We start from the raw sequence: 21,390 nt of genomic DNA on the forward strand, positions 1-21,390 counted from the left end.
AGACTATTTGATCGAACGCGTAAAATTAGATTTCATTTTTTGTGGTGTTAATAAGCAAACTTGGCAGGTGTCACTCACACCTGCCAAAGTTTTTTTGTGACCAATTATAATTTAATTTCATGGAGTAAAATCTACTGCTACAATGTCGGCCATGTCTAGGGTATTTTTTATACTTAACAAAAAAAGCAGTAAACCATTAATTGGTCACTGCTTTTGTATAGATCATATATTACTCAGCTTTTCTTACGAATCTCAATAATTTTTAACTTGTTCAGCATTTTTATTACAGGATAAGTTGGATCTACCTCAAACCATTTTGAACCGAAATTAATCGAATTAGGGCGTTTGTGGTGATTGTTCTGGAACAACTCTCCCATCATAAGAAAATCAAAAATCAAAGAATTTTTAGATTTGTCATCATTGTCGAAATTCTGGTAACCATATTTGTGACCACTCCAGTTAACAATGGCTCCATGAATTGGACCCATTAAAAAATGTATTGGCAAAAGGAAGAAAAATGCCCAATGCATATCCAGATAGATATAAGCAAGAACATAAAAAGCAGAATACAAAATCGCCCAGACTGCTCTTGAAGCCCAGGAATCTCCAAGTTTTTCAATGAAATTCCATTCCGGGTAATTGCGTTCAAACTGCGTTTCAATTGCTCTTTTACGATTTAAAACAGCATTATAGATATCTTTTGTTTCCCACATCATCGTAAACACGTTCTTGGTGTGATGCGGTGAATGCGGATCCCTTTCTGTATCACTGAAAGCATGGTGCATCCGGTGAAGTATAGCGTAAGCACGTGGGCTCAAATATGAAGAACCTTGTGATAAATAAGTTAACAGATAAAAAAACCGCTCCCAAGGCTTGCTCATGATAAACATTTTATGAGCTGAATAACGGTGCAAAAAGAATGTTTGACAAAAAAGAGACAAGTACCAGTGTACAACAAAAACGGCAAGAACTATATACATGAAAAGATATAATGGTTAAAAACGGAATTATAACACAAATTTAATGGTAAGAAGGCAGAATTCCACCATCATTAACAGTTAATTTGAATACTTATTTATATTCATTCTATAATATCACTAAAATACTATCGGGAGCTTGGGATATTACAAAATCGTAAAAGCGTAATCAAGCAAGTTAGCTCCCATTTGCAAAGCTTTACGTCGCAACTCTTCGGGATCTTTGTAAACGCTCTGATCCTCCCAGCCGTTACCCAGATCACACTCATAGGAATAAAAGCATAATAAACGTCCCTGATAAATTAAACCAAAACCCTGGGGCTGTTTTCCATCGTGCTCATGCACTTTTGGCAAACCATTGGGAAAATCATATTTCAGGTGATAAATCTGGTGATCAAAAGGAAGTTCTACAAAAGATAATTCAGGAAATACTTTTTTCATTTCACGACGAATAAAAGGATCCAGTCCATAATTATCATCGATATGCAAAAACCCTCCTGCCAGCAGATAATTCCTCAAATTCCTTGCTTCCGCATCGGTAAAAACCACATTGCCGTGACCCGTCATGTGCACAAAAGGATAGGTAAATAGGTCCGGACTTCCCACCTCCACTACATCTTCAACAGGATTAATATTCATTTTAAGCTCGGAATTGCCAAACCGGATCAAATTTGGAAGCGATGTTTTATTGGCATACCAGTCGCCTCCGCCGCCATATTTCAGTTTAGCGATTTTTAAAGCAGATTGTGCCTGGCCCGTTATTACCGTTGCCAAAAAACTAAGTACCAAAAAAGATTTCTTCCAAAAGATGCTTTTTACAATCATATAATCATGAAATAACTAATTCAGGAACGGAGGATTTATATTTCCGTTCAAAGTAATTCTGCCAGATTAATTGCGTGGCATCCTGCAACAGCTGCCGTTTCCGTTCTTAATCTTGTAGCTCCTAATGAAACCGCCTCAAATCCATTGTTAATTGCTAATATAACTTCTTCCGGCGAAAAATCGCCCTCCGGCCCTATCAATAATATCGTGTTCGAATGCTTTTTGACCTTTTTTATAACATGGTCGGTCAAATGATTATCCGGCACATAAGCGATCAGCCGCGTTTCATGCGCACATTCCTTTATAAACGAATGAAATTCAGTAACCAATCTGATTTCCGGCATATAATATTGCTGCGACTGTTTCATAGCCGATGCAGCAATACGATTTAGGCGACTGAGATTCACTACTCGGGACACCGTTTCGCGATGTGTGTGTTCGGTCACGATAAAATCGATTCGATCCACTCCCATTTCGGTCATTTTTTCTACCATCCATTCATTCCGTTCCGCCTTTCTCGTTGGAGCCACCGCTATGTGCACGTTATATGGCCTTTTGGGTACAAAACTAGATTCGACTGCTTCATAAGTAACATTTCTCCGACCAATGTTAAGCCTGCACTTTTGCAAAAGCCCTTTACCGTCAGTCACATAAATGATATCTCCTGAAGTTAATCGAAGCACCTTGGTACAGTGCCGTGACTCCTCTTCATCCAATTCAAAAACCTTTGGATCAGGCTGAAAAAATAAATGCATAATGTAATTTAATTTCGAAAGCGACAGCTTCAATATATTTTTCAAAAATAGCTAATAATAACTAATCAATTCAGAGTCAAAAAGTGAATAATCCAAGATTGGGTCAAAAGTCTACGAAAACCTGTTTTTTGTATTTTTTCAATTTTCCCAAAAATACTTATCAATATAAACCCTAATTATGATATATATGCACAATTGCGTTTTGAAAGGTTTATTTTTAAATCTTAGCTTATTTTATCGAAAAAGTACATTATTTACTGAAAATACTACCATACTCGCAATTTTATTCTGTATTAGATTAAAATATGTTAGATTTTATTTTTTAGAAATACAATTTAGCATTAATATTGTGTCGTAATATTAATTCGTCACCACTTTATCTAGTATTATTATGTCAAAATCTAAGCTGGAATACATTTGGCTGGACGGCTATAAGCCAACCCAAAGTTTACGCAGCAAAACCAAAATTGAAAGCGACTTTAGTGGTAAATTAGAAGATCTAAGCAATTGGTCGTTTGATGGTTCATCTACTGAGCAAGCAGCTGGAGGTTCTTCTGACTGTCTATTGAAACCTGTTTATCTTATCCCGGATCCACAACGTAAAGACGGATACCTTGTTATGTGCGAGGTACTTAACGCTGACGGAACTCCCCACGTTTCAAATGGCAGAGCTACGATTGAAGATGATGACAACGATTTCTGGTTCGGTTTTGAACAGGAATATTTCCTTTGGGATATCGAAACGAATAAGCCATTAGGATTTCCTTCAAATGGCTACCCTGCACCACAAGGACCTTACTATTGTTCAGTTGGTGCTCAAAATGCATACGGACGTGAAATTATCGAGGAACATCTTGACGCTTGTATAGAAGCAGGTCTTAACATTGAAGGTATCAATGCAGAGGTTGCGGCTGGTCAGTGGGAATTCCAAATGTTCGCAAAAGGAGCAAAACAAGCTGGAGATGAAATCTGGTTGGGACGTTATCTTTTGGAACGTATCGGTGAAAAATATGGTGTTTCTATCAACTGGCATCCAAAACCACTTGGGGCTCTTGACTGGAACGGAAGCGGAATGCACGCCAATTTCTCAAACGGTGTATTGAGAACTGCGGGCAGCAAAGAAACTTTCGACAAAGTTTGCGAAGCTTTCCGCCCTGTTGTTAAAGAACATATCGAAGTCTACGGTGCTGATAACCATCTTCGTTTGACTGGAAAACATGAAACTGCTAGTATTCATGATTTCAGCTACGGTGTTTCTGACCGTGGCGCATCTATCCGTATCCCAGTTCTTGTTCCTCAAAAAGGATGGAGCGGATACCTTGAAGATCGTCGCCCAAATTCAGCTGCTGATCCTTATAAAGTAGCTGCTCGTATTATCAAGACTGTTAAAGGAGCTGTTTAGAAAATAGTTATTTAAGAATAACAACAAAAAAACCACCATAAGGTGGTTTTTTTGTTGTTATTGCATTCAGAAAAAATTATTCTTCATCCTCAGTTGAAAAAGAATACACATTTGGATCAAGCTGAAGGCGTCCTGAGTTGTAACGGATAATGAAATCGTTGATGACTTTTTCATTAATTTCTGTTTTGTTCAAACCAACTTCCAGGCCTATTCCATATTCAAATTTATCGTCAACTTCAACATGTTCACGAACCGAAATTTCCTCATTTTCTTCAATTTCTTCAATAAATTCAGTAAGCAAAATTTCAGCTTCTTCATCTTTATCGAAATCCACAACATCATTCTCTCCTCTTTCATCAGGAGAAATATAATCAGGCATTTGAACTTTTAATCTTTCCAAAGCCTCGTCATACACCAATGTTGAATGATGAAGTCTTAAAGTATAAATTAACAAATCATAAACCACTTCTTTATCTTTGTAAAAACCTACAAATTGAACGTGGGCATGTTCATTATTTTCTTCTTCTTCGTCTTCGAACTCGTCTGTCACATATACAAAGTTCAATCGTTCAGCTTTACATTCCCGTTTAAGCTGTGCAATTTCTTCTGGATCGAATCCCGGATTCATAGTTTTATTTTGATTATTATTTTAAAGCAATGATAAAGATAATTATTCTAAAAATAGCATTTCCCTGTATTTGGCAAGCGGCCAGTCTTCATCGTCGATAAGCAACTCCAATTTATCAACATGATATCTGATTTCATCAAAATATCCTTTAACTGTCGACCCATAAAAGCGAGCCCTATCAAACAAATCCTCCATATTATTGGCCGTCTTCCTGCTATCCGTCATTTCGTGAACCAATCTTTTGATAACCACCACATGTGAAGAAATATCCTTGATAATTTCCTTGATTGGTTCTGCTTCGTCCAACATGTCCAGATCTGTCAGGGCTCTCGCAGTTTGTGCCAGTTTAAACTGATATTTAACGACTGTTGATACGACGTGATTCAGTGCCAGGTCACTTATAACCCTTGATTCTATCTGTAATTTTTTAACATAATTTTCAAGTTCAATTTCATAACGGGCATGTAACTCTCTTGAAGAAAGGACACCCATTTTTTCAAATGCTTTAATCGTACTTTCCGTTACATAGGCATAGAGTGCATCATAAGTGGCACTAATATTACTCAATCCTCTTCTCTTAGCCTCTTCAACCCATTCCTCTGAATAACCGTTTCCTTCAAAAAGGATTTTTTTCGATTCTTTAAAATATCTTTTCAAAATTGTCACGGTAGCCACTTTCTTTTCTTCTCCCGCATTAAGCCTTTCGTCCATTTCTCTCTTGAACTCAGTCAGCTGATTAGCGACAATCGTATTCAAAACGATCATTGGCGACGCACTGTTTAACGCGCTTCCAACGGCCCGATACTCAAATTTATTTCCTGTAAAACAGAAAGGTGATGTTCTGTTCCGGTCTGTATTATCGCGTTGCAAATTAGGTATTCTGGTAATACCCAGCTTGTAATAAAAATTTTCACCTTTTTCCAACGTAATTTCTCCCTTATTGACAAGCTCTTCCAGCATATTGGTCAATTCCCCACCCAAAAATACAGAAACTATTGATGGCGGAGCTTCATTTGCCCCCAAACGATGTTCATTTCCTGCGGATGAAATAGAAGCACGCAACAAATCCGCATGATCATGTACCGCTTTTACCACATTAAGCAAAAAGGTTAGAAACCGAAGATTTTCCTTTGGTTTCGTCGTTGGGGCCAGAAGATTAATTCCTGTGTCCGTCGACAGCGACCAGTTATTATGTTTCCCACTACCGTTTATTCCTGCAAAAGGTTTTTCATGAAACAAAACCTGGAAGTTGTGCTTCTCACCAATTTTCTGCATCAGATCCATCAGCAAAGCATTATGATCAATGGCAAGGTTAACTTCTTCAAAAGTTGGGGCACATTCAAATTGCCCCGGTGCTACTTCATTATGTCGGGTGCGAACAGGAATTCCAAGTTTTAATGCTTCAAATTCGAAATCAACCATAAAGGCATTAACCCGCGGCGAAATCGATCCAAAATAGTGATCGTCCAATTGCTGGCCACGTGCAGGACTATGTCCAAATACCGTTCTTCCGGTCATCAACAAATCCGGACGGGCGTAATATAATGCTTTATCTACCAGAAAATATTCCTGTTCAATACCAAGGGTTGGCGTAACCTTATCAACATCCCGGTTAAAAAACTGACACACCGAAGTCGCAGCTTTATCCAGCATTACCAGCGACCTGAGCAACGGCGCTTTGTAATCCAGCGCTTCACCGGTGTAAGAAATAAAGACGGACGGAATACATAAAGTTTTTCCTCCTGCCCCATTATCCATTAAAAAAGCGGGAGAACTTGGATCCCAGCCGGTATATCCCCGTGCTTCAAAAGTAGCGCGTAGCCCGCCGCTTGGAAACGACGAAGCGTCAGGTTCCTGCTGTACTAATGCACTTCCCTTGAATTTCTCAACGGCTTTTCCGTCAATAGTTAGATCGAAAAAAGAATCGTGCTTTTCAGCTGTACTGCCCGTTAATGGCTGAAACCAGTGTGTATAATGCGTTGCTCCTTTGGAAATCGCCCATGATTTCATCGCCGCGGAAACTTCCTCCGCAACTTCTCTGTCAATGGTCGATCCTGAACGGATTGCGTTTGAAATTTTGATATAAGCTTCATTGGAGAGTAATGTTCTCATCACATCATCGCTGAACGTGTTACTTCCATATAGGTCAGCAACCTTCTCGGTAGGGGGCGTTAATATAGGTGCAACACGGCCTAAGGCAATCTCAAACGCTTTGGAACGAAAGGTCATAAGTATGGTGAATTAATAGAATTTCTTGCCAAAATTATTTATTTCGGAATACTAAGCACCAAAACTGCATGAATTTTTCTGATTTTTCATTTTATAAGTTACAACAAGAGTCAAATTCAAGATATTTTTTAGATTTTTGCATTTTATTCCCCTAACATGCTGAAAAGAATTCAATTTCTTGCCCTTTACGGGTTGAGCTGGATATTATTCTTTCAACTCTTCCGTATCATTTTTTTTGTTTATCATTTCAAAAAGTCGGTTGATCTCGGCGGCGCCTTGCTTGTCCAAAGTGCTTTGCACGGATTGAGAATGGACATTTCTTTTTCAGGTTATATTCTGATGATACCTACACTTCTCTTAGCAGCAAGCAGCATAAAATGGAAATGGTATCAAAATTTCCTGCAATGGTATAGCGCAATCGTCGCGGTTTTAATGGTTTTGCTTACCGTTTTTGACCTGGAATTGTTTCGTGCCTGGGGTTTTCGGATTGATGCCACCTCATTGATCTATTTAAAAACACCAAAAGAGGCTTTTGCTTCCATGGGTGCTGCTCCCGTTTTTCCGCTTTTGGTACTACTGATTTTGCTCCTTTTTCTGGTAATCAAAATTTTATTAACCGTTCAAAAAAGGACGATTCCATATTTCTCCCGATCATCGCCAATTTTCACCGCTTTACTTTTCATTTTTCTGGCTGCTGCATTGATTGTTCCAATTCGGGGTGGTTTCCAGCTTGCACCTATGAACGAAAGTGCAGTGTATTTTTCCAACCGGAGTTTTGCCAATTATGCGGCGGTAAATGTTCCCTGGAATTTTAGCCGCTCGTTACTTAATGAAGGATTTAACAAAAAAAATCCTTTCAACTATTTCCCAGAGGATAAAGCAAAGGCAATCGTGAAGTCCTTGTATCATAATGAAAAAGAGCATGAACAATTAATTGATACCACGCATGCGCCCGTGAACGTCATCATTATTATCTGGGAAAGTTTCACGGCCAAAATCGTTGAAAAACTGAATGGAGTTCCTGGCATCACGCCACAATTTGATGCACTTACAAAAGACGGAATTCTTTTTACTAATATGTATGCTAGTGGAAACCGAAGTGACAAAGGTATGGTGGCCGTTCTCAGCGGATATCCCGCACAACCGACTACATCTATTATAAAAATACCAAACAAAACAGTTTCGCTCCCTTCGCTTCCCAGAGAATTTAGAGATTTCGGTTATAATACATCCTTTTATTATGGTGGTGAAACTGAGTTTGCCAATATGAAAACATATTTTATACAACAGGGATTTAATACGATTGTTGACAAAAATGCATTCGACGAAGAGGATATGAATTCGAAATGGGGCGCTCACGATCACGTGGTTCTAAACAAATTCTTGTCTGATCTTGATCAAAAAAAGCAGCCATTTTTCTCAACACTTTTTACGCTGAGCAGTCATGAACCTTTTGAAGTTCCGGTAAAAACAGTAATTCCGGGAAGCGACCAGGAACATTTATTTCTAAATGCACATCATTATTCGGATGCGTCCATTGGTGAATTTATCAGAAAAGCCAAAACTAAACCCTGGTGGAATAACACGCTAATAGTCATTTTGGCAGATCATGGACATCCTTTGCCGGAAAAACCAGCGACCAAACCAAATGAGTTTCACATTCCCATGTTATGGCTTGGCGGTGTTTTGAAAAAAAAGAATATCACCGTTGACTCATTGTGCTCACAGACAGATTTGGCTGCCACTTTACTTAATCAGCTAAATTTCCCGTCAAAAACTTTCCACTGGAGCAATGATATTTTCATGAAAAACCGTACTCCATTTGCTTATTTCGCCTTTATGAATGGTTTTGGCTGGATGCGACCTAACGGATTTATTGTGAGAGATAATATTGGAGGAAACATTACCGAGAAATCAGGAAATCTTAAACCTGCCGAAGTTGACTACGGAAAATCCTATTTACAAGCTTCTTTTGGCGATTATTTGAAGCGTTAAGCGGAAAAAGTGTAATTTTGCACTCTTATTGTCATTACTATGAAAAAAGTCGCTTTTTATACGCTGGGTTGTAAACTGAATTACTCTGAAAGTTCTTCGATCGCGAGAATGTTTGAAGACAAGGGTTACTACAAAGTTGAGTTCAACGATAAGCCGGATATATTTATCATCAATACATGTTCTGTGACTGAAAATGCGGATAAGAAATGCCGTAAAATCGTTCGCGAAGCACAAAAAATAAATGCAGATGGGTATGTCGCCATCATTGGCTGTTATGCGCAATTAAAACCTGCCGAAATTGCTGAAATTCCAGGTGTTGATGCGGTTTTAGGTGCAGCCGAAAAATTTCGCCTAGTTGAATTACTGGATACTTTTGAAAAGGAACCAGTTAATCAAACTGCCAAAATTCTTGCTTCTCCTATTGAAGATGCAGTGGAATATCACACATCTTATTCACTTAATGACCGTACCCGTACTTTCCTGAAAGTGCAGGATGGCTGTGACTACCCTTGCGCCTATTGCACCATTCCACTTGCCCGTGGCAAAAGTCGTTCAGATACAATAGCGAATATTGTTAAAGCTGCCAACGATATTGCAGCAAGAGACGTCAAGGAAATTGTGCTTACTGGTGTGAATATCGGAGATTTTGGTATTCAGAATGGTGAGAAAAAAGAAACTTTTCTGGATCTGATCAAAGCGCTGGATGAAGTGGAGGGAATAGCAAGATTCAGGATTTCTTCCATCGAACCTAATTTACTGACAGACGAAGTGATTGAATTTGTAGCTCAGTCGAAACGTTTTGTCCCTCATTTCCATATTCCTTTGCAATCCGGTTCAAACAAGGTTTTGTCGCTTATGCGCCGTAGATATCGCAGAGAATTGTATGTTGAAAGAGTAGCGAAAATAAAATCATTAATGCCCGACTGCTGTATCGGTGTTGATGTGATTGTGGGGCATCCTGGTGAAACACATGAATTGTTTCTGGAAAGCTATCAGTTCCTGAATGAACTGGATATTTCTTACCTACACGTTTTCACCTATTCGGAAAGAGAAAATACTTTGGCGCTTACAATTAAACCCGTAGTTCCAAAATCTGAAAGAGCTGAACGATCTAAAATGCTTCATATACTTTCCGAAAAGAAAAAGAGACATTTTTATGAATCCCAGATTGGCAAAACCGGCACCGTTTTGTTTGAAGATGAAATACAAAACGGACAAATGCTGGGCTTTACCGAAAACTACATTCGTGTAGCGGTGAAATATGATCCCCTTCTAATCAATGAAACCAAGGAAATTCAGTACGTTAATGTTAACGAATCGGGACTTATGGAGGTAATGGAATCCGAGAACTACGAACCTGCGCATTAGCAGTTAGCTGTTAGCTATTAGCTGTTAGCTGTTAACAAGTTCCATATTTAGATCCGGTTCCAGGTTACTGCTTTTAATTTTAGATTATTTCACAAAACGTTATATAACAAAAGCGACCGGCAGAATATTCTGCCGGTCGCTTTTGTTATATTTTGAATTCTTATGCTTCTACAAGGAACTCATCATGCTGACTGATATCCAAACCAACTTTTTCGTCAGTTTCAGATACACGTAGCGGCAAGATAAGATCTGTGATTTTCAAAAGAAGGAATGATCCTCCGAAAGCAAATACAGATACACCTACCAAAGCAATTACGTGATTGATGAAAAGTGTAGTTTCTCCAAAAGCAAGACCTTGATCAGTTACCAATGGGTTCACTGCGCTTGTTGCGAAAATACCGGTCATCAACATACCAACCATTCCACCTACACCATGGCAAGGGAATACGTCAAGTGTATCATCCAAAGTCGAGCGTGTACGAAGGTGAGCAACGTAGTTACTGATACATGCAGCAACGGAACCGATGAAGATAGACGAAGGAACTGTTACGAAACCAGCAGCAGGTGTGATAGCTACGAGACCTACTACCGCACCAATACAGAATCCAAGAGCAGAAACTTTTTTACCTCTTGCAACATCAAACAATACCCAGGCCAAACCAGCAGCACCGGCAGCCGTATTAGTAGCAGCGAAAGCGGAAACAGCCAAAGGAGAAGCAGTCAGAGCAGAACCGGCGTTGAAACCGAACCATCCAAACCAAAGCAAACCAGTTCCCAAAAGAACGTAAGGAATATTTGCAGGAGGCAATACGTGTGATTCAAGTACAGATTTACGTCTTTTCAGGTACATCGCACCAGCCAAAGCAGCCCAGCCAGCGGACATGTGAACTACTGTTCCACCTGCAAAGTCAAGAACACCCATTTTGAACAGGATACCATCTGCATGCCATGTCATGTGGCAAAGCGGAGCGTAAACGAACACACAGAACAAGATCATGAAAAGTACATACGAGCGAAAATTAACACGCTCAGCCATAGAACCTGTGATAAGAGCAGGTGTAATGACAGCGAATTTCATTTGGAACATCGCAAACAAAGCGAAAGGAATTGTTCCGAAAGCAGGACCATCCAACACGCCTTTAAACATAAAGTGAGTGGTTGGGTTACCGATAAATCCTCCAATGTCATCTCCAAAAGCAAGACTGAAACCAACTACAACCCAAAGAACGCTAATAACACCCATGGCGATGAAGCTTTGAAGCATGGTAGAAATAACATTTTTGTTATTAACCATTCCTCCATAGAAGTAAGCTAAACCGGGAGTCATTAACAGTACCAGTGCGGATGATACCAACATCCAGGCGATATCGCCCGAATTTAAGCCCTCAGTGACAATTTTGGTAGGCACACTAGGAACAAAGGCCCCCAGCAGCGCAATTACCAGTAAAATAATCAGTGGTAAATAATTACGTTTTTCCATTGTTTTGTAGAGATTTCGATTGTTTTTGATTTAAGAAGGTGAATTAAAATTTATATATAAAAGCGATTCCAAATGTTGTCTGGCTGCTTTTTGTGTAATTTCCATCAGAGTCTTCAAATTGTTCCTTTTTGGTACCGCCCGCTTTTGGATAAGCATCAAGACGGAATTCAGGTTTGATAAGAATGTGTCCGTCTGCCAGACCGATGTTACCTGTTAAAGTTACAGAATTTACATGAGTTCCAATACCTGATATTGGACTTTCAACTGTTCCTTTTCCATTTGGGAATGCAAGTAAAGCTCTTACACCGTTATCGTTATCAAAATATTCATAACGCGCACCAATTGCGAAGTTATCAGTAATGGCTACATTAGAATAAATTGCTGCACCACCCCATGATTTTGAATCTACTGGTCCGCCTGTTCCTTGATAATCACCTTTTTGAGAGCCAAGCGCGGCATTAACCCCAACCAGGAATTTTGGGGTAATCTGGTAACTGGAAGTTACGTCAAATACACGATAATGTGCTTTTGGAGAATCTCCGTCAGCACCCGGATTTGCTTCGTTACTATTGATTGCGTTCAGATAAACGTTCCAGCCCGTAACAGGAGAAATGAATAACTGAGCTATAATACCTTTTTTGCGGTTGTTGTCTCCCAGACCATCTACGTTGTTAACTACACCAGCCATTAAAGAGACTTTGTCAGTAAAAGCATAAGTTGCCTTAACACCCGTATGATAAAATGGCCCGTTGTTGAATAAGTTTGAAAGTGAGTAGTTAAAGTTTGCAGGCGCATCAATTACTTCATATCCGATATGTGTCCCGAATTGCCCCGCTGTCATAGAGAACTTATCCGTAAACTTGTATGTAAAGTAAGCTTGTTTAATAGCAAGTGCGGTACTGAACGGAAAGTTGCCATAGTTACCAAGGTTTGCATTAGGACCAAAAGTCAAGTCAACAACTGCCTCAGATTTTGAATTTGTATAAACTGCTTTTGCCTGAACCAAACCTAATTGAAACTCACCCGATTTAATATCGAATACACGGGCATTTGCCTGACCAAGATTTGAACGTGAAGCTGGCTTGTTGAAATTAGCCATGTAATAGGAATCCAAATAACCAGAAAACGCAAAAGATCCTTTACCTTCTTCACCTTCTTCTTTTACCTCTTCAATTTTGGTAGTTTCTGTTGTTTTGGTTTTTTTTTCTTCTCCCAACCCTGACTTACTAAAACCCAAAAAAGGGATCATTAAAGATAATACTGTGCAATAGACCTTTTTCATAATTTTCTTCTGTTTACGTATTTAATAGTTTCACTGATTATTTACGTACCAAATATTGTACTAAAATTATATTTATCAAATATTATAGTCATTTTTTATCATGAAAATACAAATTTTCATCTTTTTGTACTCTTTTTTATTAATATTAAACCATATTTAACCTAAAACATATTTTTTAATAAATTTTAATTTATTCTGTATTTGCATAGTATTACAAAATTTTATTAAATAACACACCGCTCATTAATTAAGAAATTTTATTATTATTTTACCATTAAAGAAAACGAGGCACAAAAAAAGACCCACTGATCAGTGGGTCTTTTAAAGCGTTAAGATTTGATTATGGATTATTCACCATGCATCCAAGCTTTTTTAGCCAGTAAAGTTTCTTGTTCTTCTTCATTTTCAGGATCTGGCACGCAACAATCTACCGGACAAACGGCAGCGCATTGCGGTTCTTCATGAAAGCCTACGCACTCGGTACATTTATCTGTTACTATATAATAGAATTCGCCAGAAACAGGTGATTGTTTTTCTTTACCGCTTATAACGGTGCCGTCTCCAAAATCTACCTCGTCCAAACTCGTACCATCTCCCCAAGTCCATTCTACACCTCCTTCATAAATAGCCGTGTTGGGGCACTCTGGCTCGCACGCCCCACAATTTATGCATTCATCGGTTATCATTATAGCCATAGTCGCCGGATTGTTTATATTTGTTCCTATTTTTCGCCCTAATAGACTAACAAATATAACTATTTAAAGTTTCCCGGCAATCAGAAAAATAAAAACAGATTTACAAATTTAATTATTTTTAGTTTACCTGGAATGATATCAAGAATTCAACGCATAAATGCCTTTATTCAATTAGGAAATTTTTTGAGAGACCCTCAAAACGGAGATTATCTTCAGGAATTGGCCATTGGTGCCAATAGAAAAAATAACTGGTTTACGCCAGTTAACGTACTTGGATCTTTAAATGCAATCGCTACGCATTTCTTATCTGAAGAGAATCTTGCAGCCTGGGTTGGCCAGTATCCTGAACCTGTCACTTCTCAGAAAATTGGGGTGATCATGGCCGGCAATATCCCGGCTGTTGGCTTTCATGATATTTTGTGCGTATTGATAAGCGGTCATAAATTATTGGCAAAACCCAGTTCAGATGACCCTATCCTGATTCCTGCGCTGCTGGAAAAACTGATCGAGATTGAGCCTGCCTTTGCCGACTACATATTTTTTGTAGAAAGACTAAATGATTCCGATGCCTACATTGCCACGGGAAGCGATAATACAGCAAGGTATTTCCATTATTATTTTTCAAAAAAACCGAATATAATCAGGAAGAACAGGACTTCCATTGCTGTGATTAGTGGCAACGAAAGTGAAGAGGAGCTGCATGCGCTGGGTAAGGATATTTTACAATATTTCGGGCTTGGATGCAGGAATGTTTCGAAATTATATGTTCCCGAAGGATATGATTTTACCAAGTTTTTCGAATCGATCCAATCTTTTGATCAACTGTGTCTTAATCATCACAAATACTTTAATAACTATGAATACAACAAATCAATTTTACTCGTAAACCGAACTCTGCATTACGATAATGGATTTTTAATGCTGACTGAAAGTCCGGCTATGGTATCTCCTATTAGTGTTGTTCATTATGAAACCTATGACAATTTGGAATCTATGAAAGGGTATCTTGAAGAGAATTCGGATAAAATCCAATGTATTGTAGGTGACAAAAATAACATCTTTAACGCCGTTCCATTTGGACATACACAGGAACCGGAACTTTCGGATTATGCAGATTCTGTTGATACGATGGCTTTTTTAACTTCTTTGTAAAATAGCATCCATGAGAAGCAAAGAACATCAATCCTGCTTTTCATGGATATTTTTACCAAATGCCCAAATAAGAAAATCCGGCATGGCGTGAGCCCAGGTTTCAGGATTATGTTCTCCTCCCAGGGTTTCACAATAAGCAATATCTTTTCCCCAAACAAATCCTTTTCGTTCAAGCTCAGCAATGCATTCCAGCGTATCCTGGATCGAATCAATAATTCCATCATCGTCTCGGTCATCTGTCTCATCATTGGTACCGGTCTGAAACCAGAATTTCAAATCAGATTTTGTTGTAGAATTTCTGATTTGTTGGTGCATGATTCTATCTGAATCTCTGTATCCAGCACCCAAAGCCTTTTGCCTCCACCATAAAGCTCCCGAAAATACCCCGGTTTTTGAAAAAATATCAGGATGGTTCAAAACCATGTCCAACGCCATTAATCCACCAAGCGAAAATCCGGCATAACATATATTTTCTCCTTCAATCTGATAATATTTATTTAAAAACGGCAATAATTCTTTAAGTACAAAATTAGTAGTTGCGCCCGCCTTGCTTCCCCGATGTGCATAGTCGGGCATACAAACTGTGCCATATTCATGCAGACGGTCCGTTCCGGCATGGATACCTACCACAATTATGGACTCGATTAATCCATTAATTTGCAAGTCAGTAAGAATAGGATTCATCCTTAGTGCGTCAAAATCCTGTCCGTCGTTAATCAATAGTAGCGGATATCGTTCAGCTTCATTGTAATGTACAGGAAGTATTACGGAAATGAGAACTTCACGATGAAGAAACAAAGAAAAGATGCTTTGCTCCATACTAAAAAGCCGGGAATCTGATGAAATCAAAATAAACTGGAAAAACGGTAAAACGGCAAGGTAACAGATACAGACTTTTAATAAAAGAAAGATCAAAATTATTCTGACTTTGGATAATAATCATAAGGAAGCATGTCTCCCACTTTATCCCAACTCCAATAGCCCTGAAACGTGATACCTAGTGGTTTGTCAAAACTTCCGTTTTCTTGTAAAAAAACGCTGGAATCTCTCAACGAGATTAGCGAAGTCTGATAAGAAGCTTTTCTTATATCGGTAGAGGTTGTGGAATAAACATACTCAAGATCTTCCATTTCACGCAAATATGTGATGTGTAAATTTCCCTTGAATTCCAGTTTTGCCTTGTTGTCCGGAAAAGAAAGATATTCACTGTTTGAAACATCTTCATATTGCGTCGACTGAGTAAATTTTGGCTTTCCATCTGCCGAAACTCCCGCAGCAGAAACACTAAAACCTTCCACCGGCCTGGTAACACGGAATCCTTCCTGCTGCAACTTTTGATCCCGCAACGAACGTACGAAATGCATGGTGGATCCCCGAAATGTCTCCAGACGTTTTTCCGCCCATTCCTTCCTTTTCGCTTCATTACCATGCATGCTTCAAAATGCGGATAACCCAGATAACTTGAATACCTGGCCTCTTTATTCATTACAAAAGCAATGAGCAAAAATTTAATTTTGTACCCCAGCTCGGGATTTTCAATCAACAGGGGCTCTTTAGCGGTAACCGTCAGTGTTTGTTTTTCAATATCAAATACTGTGATCAGCGCATCAGGATTAAGCAGCTTACATTTTTGCGCCATCGAACTTTTCCCAAGAAAATATTCTTTAAACGATCGCAAGTTGGAATACCATGACGCATCACGTTTGGCCAGAACAGAAACGGTATCCAGCACATATGATTTCTGCGCAATTTTGAATAATGTAGGAGCCATTGCAGATTCCTGGCTTTTAATTTCTATCGGATGTACAATAGGCCCATAACCCACCATTGATACAACCACCTCATAATTCCCGGGGTCCAGCATCAGGGAAAAACCACCTTTTTCATTAGTTATCGTGCCAATCGTTGTATTTGTAATATAAACCGACACAAATTCCAGCGGCTCATTAGTTTTTTCGTCAATTACACGGCCATTATAAGCCTTCTTCTGTGCGAGAGCAACGGAAGAAAAAAAAATGAAAAGTAGCATGGCATACAAACAGAAAATTTTCATGGCCAACATATTCGTGTGTAACAACTGAAACCAAAATTATTTTTACTTTACAAAATACGCTATTACTTTTATTTTTAAAATTATAATGAAAGATTCTCAATTCCTTAAGTGCGTCTCGCAGCTTTTTCTATTCAAAATAAATCACTTTTACGCTTTACCAGTTCATCTTGCAATTAGTGAAATCTAGCTTTTAAAATCAAAACCCTTAATTTTTTTCAACTTTCACTTATTTGCTTCTTATTATATGTTTTGTATATTTCAAAATCAACAATAAATCTGTTCACATTGGAGGAAAAGCACATTAAATATTACTCGCACCATCTCGGACGTGATATCGAGATGCTGGTGTACGGAAGTTGGGGCTATCCGATCTTAGTTTTTCCTACAACGCTCGGACGTTATTATCAGGCAAAAGATATGGGACTTATTGAGTCTGTCCGTGGCCTCGTTGATTCCGGAAAATATAAAATTTATTGTATTGACTCCGTGGATGCAGATTCGTGGTATGCCAAACATCTAAATCCGGAAGCACGTGTTTTAAATCACATTCAGTATGATAAATTTCTTACAAATGAGCTTGTTCCTTACATTAGGAATGAATGCCATGTAGAAAAAATTGGTGTGGCAGGTTGTAGTTTCGGTGGTTTTCACGCGGCTAATTTTGCATTTCGCCACCCTGATTCGGTAGCATATATGGTCAGTATGAGCGGAGCTTTTGACATACGAAATTTTATGGACGGCTTTTATGACGACAACGTTTATTTCAGCAATCCAGTAGATTTTATGCCAAATGAACAAAGCTGGCGTTATAATCACATGAAAATCGTGCTGGGTACTTCCGACTGGGATATTTGCCTGAATAGCAATATAAAAATGTCGAACATCCTCAGCTCAATGGGAATTGACCATTGGCTTGATATCCGGGGGTGGGAAAAACATGACTGGCCACTTTGGAACCAAATGTTTCCGGATTATTTAAACAGAATCATGTGACTTAATTTGTCTCTTTGGCACCATTTTGGTATTCGAAAAAAAGGGGGCAAAATTTTCAAAAAATAGACCCTATTTAATAATCAAACTCATTATCAACAATTATTATGAAAAAAATTGGGATACTCTTTGGAATGGAAAACACCTTTCCACAGGCATTTATAGATCGTGTCAACAGTAAACATGAAAAAGGTATTATCGCGGAAGCAGTGACGATCGAAAAAGTTGTACAGGCTGATCCTACGGAATATGCTGTAATTATTGACCGGATTTCTCAGGATGTTCCTTTTTACAGAGCTTATCTTAAAAATGCTGCTTTAAGCGGAACCGCTGTAATAAATAATCCTTTTTGGTGGAGTGCGGATGAAAAGTTCTTCAACAATGCATTGGCCGAAAAGATTGGTGTTCCTGTTCCAAAAACAGTTTTGATTCCTTCAAAGGAGAGACCAACGGATACGTCCGAAACCTCCTTCCGGAATTTGAAATTTCCATTGGCCTGGGAAGAAATGTTTCAATACATAGGATTCCCCGCTTATATGAAACCACACGATGGCGGTGGCTGGAAAAGCGTTTATCAGGTAAATGACCCGCATGATATGTGGAGAAAACATGAGGAAACGGGACAACTAATCATGATGTTGCAGGAAGAAATTCAGTTTGAGGATTATTTCCGCTGCTATTGTATTGGTCAAAAAGATGTGCTGATCATGCCATACGAGCCAAGAAATCCGCATCACCTGCGCTATGCTTCCGAAATGAAAGCGAAAGGTGAAGAAGCTGAAAAACTTCTCGCAACAATTAAAGAATATACATTGAAATTGAATATTGCATTAGGATATGATTTCAATACGGTAGAATTTGCGGTACGTGACGGAATTCCTATTGCTATTGATTTCTGTAACCCTGCACCGGATGCGGATATTTACTCTGTTGGAAACGACAACTTTGAATGGGTTGTGGAAGCCGCAGCGAATATGGCGATTGAAAGAGCGAAAAATCATAAAACCGGTCAGACAAATTTGACCTGGGGAACATTTATCAAAGATTCTATTGGTGCTGCCCTGCCAGCCCCGGACCCTGCGCCGAAAGATGCAGAAGTGGTTGTTGCAAAAGCAGTGAAATTAAAAAAGGAATCCTCTCCTAAAAATGAAACTTCCGAAACTCCGGCACCAGCTGCGGTTGTGAAAGAAAAAGCACCTGCACCCGTAGCTTTCGAAGAAATTCCAAAAAGGAAAATTGTGCCTAAACCTTCTGAAAAAGCGGAGGTTAAAGAAACCACCCCTGCTAAACCAGCAGCCAAAACTGCTCCAAAAAAAGCTGCGGCTCCAAAAGCGGAAACAGCAGAAGTTCCCAAGAAAGCAGGCACCAAAACGACAAAAAAGAAATAGCGGCCAATATAATATTAACCTCAGCATCAAAATATGGCAACTTTCACACTCGGAATTGAAGAAGAATTTCAAACGATTGACCCTGTTACCAGAAATCTGCGTTCCCACATGTCCAAACTTGTTGAGGATGGAAAAATAACGCTTCAGGAACGTGTTAAGGCTGAAATGCACCAGGCGGTGGTGGAAGTAGGTACCAATATTTGTCATAATATCCAGGAGGCGAGAGAAGAAGTTACTTATCTGCGAAAAATGATCCTGGATTTGGCTGCCAAGCAGAATTTGCAAGTTGGAGCAGCCGGAACACATCCTTTTGCGGACTGGGTGGAACAACTGATTACGCCCGATCCTCGCTATGACGAGATTATTGACGAGATGCGGGATGTCGCCCGGGGGAATTTGATTTTTGGTTTACATGTTCATGTGGGAATTGAGAACCGCAACGAGGGAATTGAAATCATGAATGCGGTAAGGTATTTCTTGCCCCATATTTATGCATTATCCACGAACTCGCCATTTTGGTGTGGCCGGAATACTGGGTTCAAATCATATCGATCAAAGGTTTTTGATAAATTCCCAAGAACGGGTATCCCTGATTATTTTTCAAGCGCAGCAGAATATGATGAATATATCAACCTGTTGGTCAAGACGAAATGTATAGACAACGGAAAGAAAATCTGGTGGGACATCAGGCTTCATCCTTTTTTCAATACAATCGAATTCCGAATGTGCGATGTACCGATGCGGACGGATGAAACCATTTGTCTGGCTGCAATAATGCAGGCGCTTGTGGCCAAAATACACAAACTTCACCGCCAAAATCTAAGTTTCCGGCCTTACCACCGCATGCTGATCAACGAAAATAAATGGCGTGCAGCGCGATACGGGATCAGCGGAAAACTGATTGATTTTGGCAAACAGGAAGAAGTCGAATATAAATTGCTTGTCGTAGAATTACTGGAATTTATTGACGATGTCATTGACGAGCTGGGAAGCAGAAAAGAGATCGAATACATTCACCAAATTCTGGAAATGGGTACAGGAGCAGACAGGCAACTTGCTGTTTTTGAAAAAACAAATGATATGAATGCTGTGGTCGATTATATTGTTTCCGAAACCAAAATTGGAATTTATTAACAGGTTACATTCCGGGTAATAATTGTTTGAGAGAAGAATTCTTTTTAGTACTTACTAAGGGAATTCTTCTTTTTGTTGAATCAAATGAGGAAATTTACGTTTTGAAATAAGACAATAACAAAACGGAGTACCAAAATTATCTATCAGCTTTGGGCCCTATCTAAAAAATGAACAACGATAAGAGACAGTTCAGAATTGCAATTCTGGATATGAATAACGGCTTTGTAAATGAGGGGATGCGTTGTATTAAAAAAATCGTCACCGAGTTTGGAGAAAAAGAATCATTGAATCTGAGCTATGAAATTTTTGATGTGCGTCAGAAACTGGAAATACCCGGAATGGATTTTGACGCCTACATTTCATCAGGCGGACCAGGAAATCCGGCACCTTCCGGCGAAGCCTGGGAGCGTAAATTTTTCCGCTTTCTTGATCAGTTGACTGCATTCAATGCCAGTCGCCACAACCGTATCAAAAAACATCTTTTCCTGATTTGTCACTCCTTCCAGGTGGCAAGTATTCACTGGCAAATTGGGACGGTTGGTAAAAGAAGAAAAACTTCCTTTGGAACATTTCCTGTCCATAAAACTTCCTGGGGGAGGAAAGACCCCTTACTAAATCCGCTTAATGACCCTTTCTGGATTGTTGATTCCAGAGATTTTCAGGTTATTCAGCCAGACCAGCAGGTGATAGATAATATGGGAGCAAAGATAATTTGTCTTGAAAAAATCCGTCCTCACGTAACTTTGGAGCGTGCGATTATGGCGATACGTTTTTCAAAAGAAATCGTAGGTACTCAATTTCATCCGGAAGCAGATTCGGAAGGAATGCTGAGATATTTTTTACGAGAAGACAAGAAAAAAAGTATTATTGAAAATCACGGAGAAGCGAAATATAATGATATGATCGAGCATTTGAACGATCCTGATAAAATCAGAATGACGGAAGCTACCATTATTCCAACGTTTTTAAAAATAGCATTTGACAAAATTCAGGAGCCAGAAAGTTTGGCTGTTATTGTCAAATAATGGAGTAATTCA

19 protein-coding genes and 1 pseudogene are annotated in these 21,390 nt (G+C 39.0%); 9 read left to right on the top strand and 11 right to left on the bottom strand.

Features of this window, described 5'->3' with window-relative positions; all coding sequences use genetic code 11:
- Positions 1-233 precede the first annotated feature (233 nt).
- From FZF08_RS21080 to FZF08_RS21090, 3 genes are all read right to left on the bottom strand, one after another.
- The gene (locus tag FZF08_RS21080; RefSeq protein ID WP_159472885.1) at positions 234-980 is read right to left on the bottom strand and encodes an acyl-CoA desaturase; all 747 of its coding nucleotides are present in this window, start codon (positions 978-980) and stop codon (positions 234-236) included.
- A gap of 144 nt (positions 981-1,124) precedes the next feature.
- Positions 1,125-1,802 carry a DUF4159 domain-containing protein gene (locus FZF08_RS21085; RefSeq protein ID WP_159472888.1) on the bottom strand — a complete coding sequence of 226 codons (678 nt, stop codon included), beginning with the start codon at positions 1,800-1,802 and terminating at the stop codon, positions 1,125-1,127.
- Positions 1,803-1,849: 47 nt separating this feature from the next.
- Complete coding sequence (locus FZF08_RS21090) at positions 1,850-2,557, bottom strand: 16S rRNA (uracil(1498)-N(3))-methyltransferase (protein WP_159472891.1); 708 nt, start codon at positions 2,555-2,557, stop codon at positions 1,850-1,852.
- 391 nt (positions 2,558-2,948) lie between these two features.
- On the opposite strand from FZF08_RS21090, the gene FZF08_RS21095 reads away from it, so the two are divergent.
- Positions 2,949-3,959, top strand: coding sequence for a glutamine synthetase beta-grasp domain-containing protein (locus FZF08_RS21095; RefSeq protein WP_159472893.1), 1,011 nt, complete (start codon positions 2,949-2,951; stop codon positions 3,957-3,959).
- Between the two features lie 76 nt (positions 3,960-4,035).
- On the opposite strand, the gene FZF08_RS21100 is transcribed toward FZF08_RS21095, so the two are convergent.
- Entirely contained in the window at positions 4,036-4,587 is a 552-nt protein-coding gene (locus FZF08_RS21100; protein ID WP_159472896.1) for a hypothetical protein, read from the bottom strand.
- Between the two features lie 42 nt (positions 4,588-4,629).
- Positions 4,630-6,816 carry a glutamine synthetase III gene (locus FZF08_RS21105; RefSeq protein ID WP_159472899.1) on the bottom strand — a complete coding sequence of 729 codons (2,187 nt, stop codon included), beginning with the start codon at positions 6,814-6,816 and terminating at the stop codon, positions 4,630-4,632.
- 156 nt (positions 6,817-6,972) lie between these two features.
- Between FZF08_RS21105 and FZF08_RS21110 the strand changes: the two genes are divergently transcribed.
- Entirely contained in the window at positions 6,973-8,811 is a 1,839-nt protein-coding gene (locus FZF08_RS21110) for an LTA synthase family protein (RefSeq protein ID WP_159472902.1), read from the top strand.
- 39 nt (positions 8,812-8,850) lie between these two features.
- Complete coding sequence (mtaB, locus tag FZF08_RS21115; RefSeq protein ID WP_159472905.1) at positions 8,851-10,179, top strand: tRNA (N(6)-L-threonylcarbamoyladenosine(37)-C(2))-methylthiotransferase MtaB; 1,329 nt, start codon at positions 8,851-8,853, stop codon at positions 10,177-10,179.
- A gap of 160 nt (positions 10,180-10,339) precedes the next feature.
- On the opposite strand, the gene FZF08_RS21120 is transcribed toward mtaB, so the two are convergent.
- The 3 genes from FZF08_RS21120 to FZF08_RS21130 all read right to left on the bottom strand — a co-directional run bounded on the left by FZF08_RS21120 (position 10,340) and on the right by FZF08_RS21130 (position 13,636).
- A complete protein-coding gene (locus FZF08_RS21120) occupies positions 10,340-11,659 on the bottom strand; it encodes an ammonium transporter (protein WP_159472908.1) in 1,320 nt (439 codons plus the stop codon).
- A gap of 43 nt (positions 11,660-11,702) precedes the next feature.
- The gene (locus tag FZF08_RS21125; RefSeq protein WP_229216630.1) at positions 11,703-12,941 is read right to left on the bottom strand and encodes a porin; all 1,239 of its coding nucleotides are present in this window, start codon (positions 12,939-12,941) and stop codon (positions 11,703-11,705) included.
- A gap of 347 nt (positions 12,942-13,288) precedes the next feature.
- Entirely contained in the window at positions 13,289-13,636 is a 348-nt protein-coding gene (locus FZF08_RS21130) for a 4Fe-4S binding protein (protein WP_159472912.1), read from the bottom strand.
- Between the two features lie 132 nt (positions 13,637-13,768).
- Between FZF08_RS21130 and FZF08_RS21135 the strand changes: the two genes are divergently transcribed.
- Positions 13,769-14,788 (top strand): acyl-CoA reductase, encoded by a 1,020-nt coding sequence (locus FZF08_RS21135; RefSeq protein ID WP_200837146.1) that lies wholly within the window; start codon positions 13,769-13,771, stop codon positions 14,786-14,788.
- Positions 14,789-14,815: 27 nt separating this feature from the next.
- Here FZF08_RS21135 and FZF08_RS21140 read toward each other — a convergent pair whose 3' ends face one another.
- Both FZF08_RS21140 and FZF08_RS31840 read right to left on the bottom strand, forming a co-directional pair.
- On the bottom strand, positions 14,816-15,607 hold the full coding sequence (locus FZF08_RS21140) for an esterase family protein (RefSeq protein WP_159472915.1): 792 nt from the start codon (positions 15,605-15,607) through the stop codon (positions 14,816-14,818).
- Between the two features lie 98 nt (positions 15,608-15,705).
- Positions 15,706-16,221, bottom strand: a complete 516-nt coding sequence (locus FZF08_RS31840; RefSeq protein WP_229216631.1) for a hypothetical protein — start codon at positions 16,219-16,221, stop codon at positions 15,706-15,708.
- Positions 16,222-16,383: 162 nt separating this feature from the next.
- On the opposite strand from FZF08_RS31840, the gene FZF08_RS31845 reads away from it, so the two are divergent.
- Positions 16,384-16,608, top strand: a complete 225-nt coding sequence (locus FZF08_RS31845) for a hypothetical protein (RefSeq protein ID WP_229216632.1) — start codon at positions 16,384-16,386, stop codon at positions 16,606-16,608.
- On the opposite strand, the pseudogene FZF08_RS32355 reads toward FZF08_RS31845, so the two are convergent.
- Positions 16,566-16,850, bottom strand: a pseudogene (locus FZF08_RS32355) (carboxypeptidase-like regulatory domain-containing protein); the annotation flags it as partial. The gene FZF08_RS31845 and the pseudogene FZF08_RS32355 overlap by 43 nt on opposite strands.
- A 276-nt stretch (positions 16,851-17,126) precedes the next feature.
- Here FZF08_RS32355 and FZF08_RS21155 point away from each other — a divergent pair.
- From FZF08_RS21155 to FZF08_RS21170, 4 genes are all read left to right on the top strand, one after another.
- Entirely contained in the window at positions 17,127-17,834 is a 708-nt protein-coding gene (locus FZF08_RS21155) for an esterase family protein (RefSeq protein ID WP_159472923.1), read from the top strand.
- Between the two features lie 104 nt (positions 17,835-17,938).
- Entirely contained in the window at positions 17,939-19,219 is a 1,281-nt protein-coding gene (locus FZF08_RS21160; protein WP_229216633.1) for a RimK family alpha-L-glutamate ligase, read from the top strand.
- Between the two features lie 33 nt (positions 19,220-19,252).
- Positions 19,253-20,353 carry a carboxylate-amine ligase gene (locus FZF08_RS21165; RefSeq protein WP_159472927.1) on the top strand — a complete coding sequence of 367 codons (1,101 nt, stop codon included), beginning with the start codon at positions 19,253-19,255 and terminating at the stop codon, positions 20,351-20,353.
- Positions 20,354-20,520: 167 nt separating this feature from the next.
- Positions 20,521-21,378, top strand: coding sequence for a type 1 glutamine amidotransferase (locus tag FZF08_RS21170; RefSeq protein WP_159472929.1), 858 nt, complete (start codon positions 20,521-20,523; stop codon positions 21,376-21,378).
- Positions 21,379-21,390 lie beyond the last annotated feature (12 nt).

Source organism: Dyadobacter sp. 3J3 (assembly GCF_009801115.1).
Taxonomy (GTDB): Bacteria; Bacteroidota; Bacteroidia; order Cytophagales; family Spirosomataceae; genus Dyadobacter.

Coding starts and splice junctions, on each gene's coding strand:
- FZF08_RS21080 (WP_159472885.1), bottom strand. CDS start 980: ATGTATATAGTTCTTGCCGTTTTTGTTGTACACTGGTACTTGTCTCTT.
- FZF08_RS21085 (WP_159472888.1), bottom strand. CDS start 1,802: ATGATTGTAAAAAGCATCTTTTGGAAGAAATCTTTTTTGGTACTTAGT.
- FZF08_RS21090 (WP_159472891.1), bottom strand. CDS start 2,557: ATGCATTTATTTTTTCAGCCTGATCCAAAGGTTTTTGAATTGGATGAA.
- FZF08_RS21095 (WP_159472893.1), top strand. CDS start 2,949: ATGTCAAAATCTAAGCTGGAATACATTTGGCTGGACGGCTATAAGCCA.
- FZF08_RS21100 (WP_159472896.1), bottom strand. CDS start 4,587: ATGAATCCGGGATTCGATCCAGAAGAAATTGCACAGCTTAAACGGGAA.
- FZF08_RS21105 (WP_159472899.1), bottom strand. CDS start 6,816: ATGACCTTTCGTTCCAAAGCGTTTGAGATTGCCTTAGGCCGTGTTGCA.
- FZF08_RS21110 (WP_159472902.1), top strand. CDS start 6,973: ATGCTGAAAAGAATTCAATTTCTTGCCCTTTACGGGTTGAGCTGGATA.
- mtaB (WP_159472905.1), top strand. CDS start 8,851: ATGAAAAAAGTCGCTTTTTATACGCTGGGTTGTAAACTGAATTACTCT.
- FZF08_RS21120 (WP_159472908.1), bottom strand. CDS start 11,659: ATGGAAAAACGTAATTATTTACCACTGATTATTTTACTGGTAATTGCG.
- FZF08_RS21125 (WP_229216630.1), bottom strand. CDS start 12,941: ATGAAAAAGGTCTATTGCACAGTATTATCTTTAATGATCCCTTTTTTG.
- FZF08_RS21130 (WP_159472912.1), bottom strand. CDS start 13,636: ATGGCTATAATGATAACCGATGAATGCATAAATTGTGGGGCGTGCGAG.
- FZF08_RS21135 (WP_200837146.1), top strand. CDS start 13,769: ATGATATCAAGAATTCAACGCATAAATGCCTTTATTCAATTAGGAAAT.
- FZF08_RS21140 (WP_159472915.1), bottom strand. CDS start 15,607: ATGGAGCAAAGCATCTTTTCTTTGTTTCTTCATCGTGAAGTTCTCATT.
- FZF08_RS31840 (WP_229216631.1), bottom strand. CDS start 16,221: ATGCATGGTAATGAAGCGAAAAGGAAGGAATGGGCGGAAAAACGTCTG.
- FZF08_RS21160 (WP_229216633.1), top strand. CDS start 17,939: ATGAAAAAAATTGGGATACTCTTTGGAATGGAAAACACCTTTCCACAG.
- FZF08_RS21165 (WP_159472927.1), top strand. CDS start 19,253: ATGGCAACTTTCACACTCGGAATTGAAGAAGAATTTCAAACGATTGAC.
- FZF08_RS21170 (WP_159472929.1), top strand. CDS start 20,521: ATGAACAACGATAAGAGACAGTTCAGAATTGCAATTCTGGATATGAAT.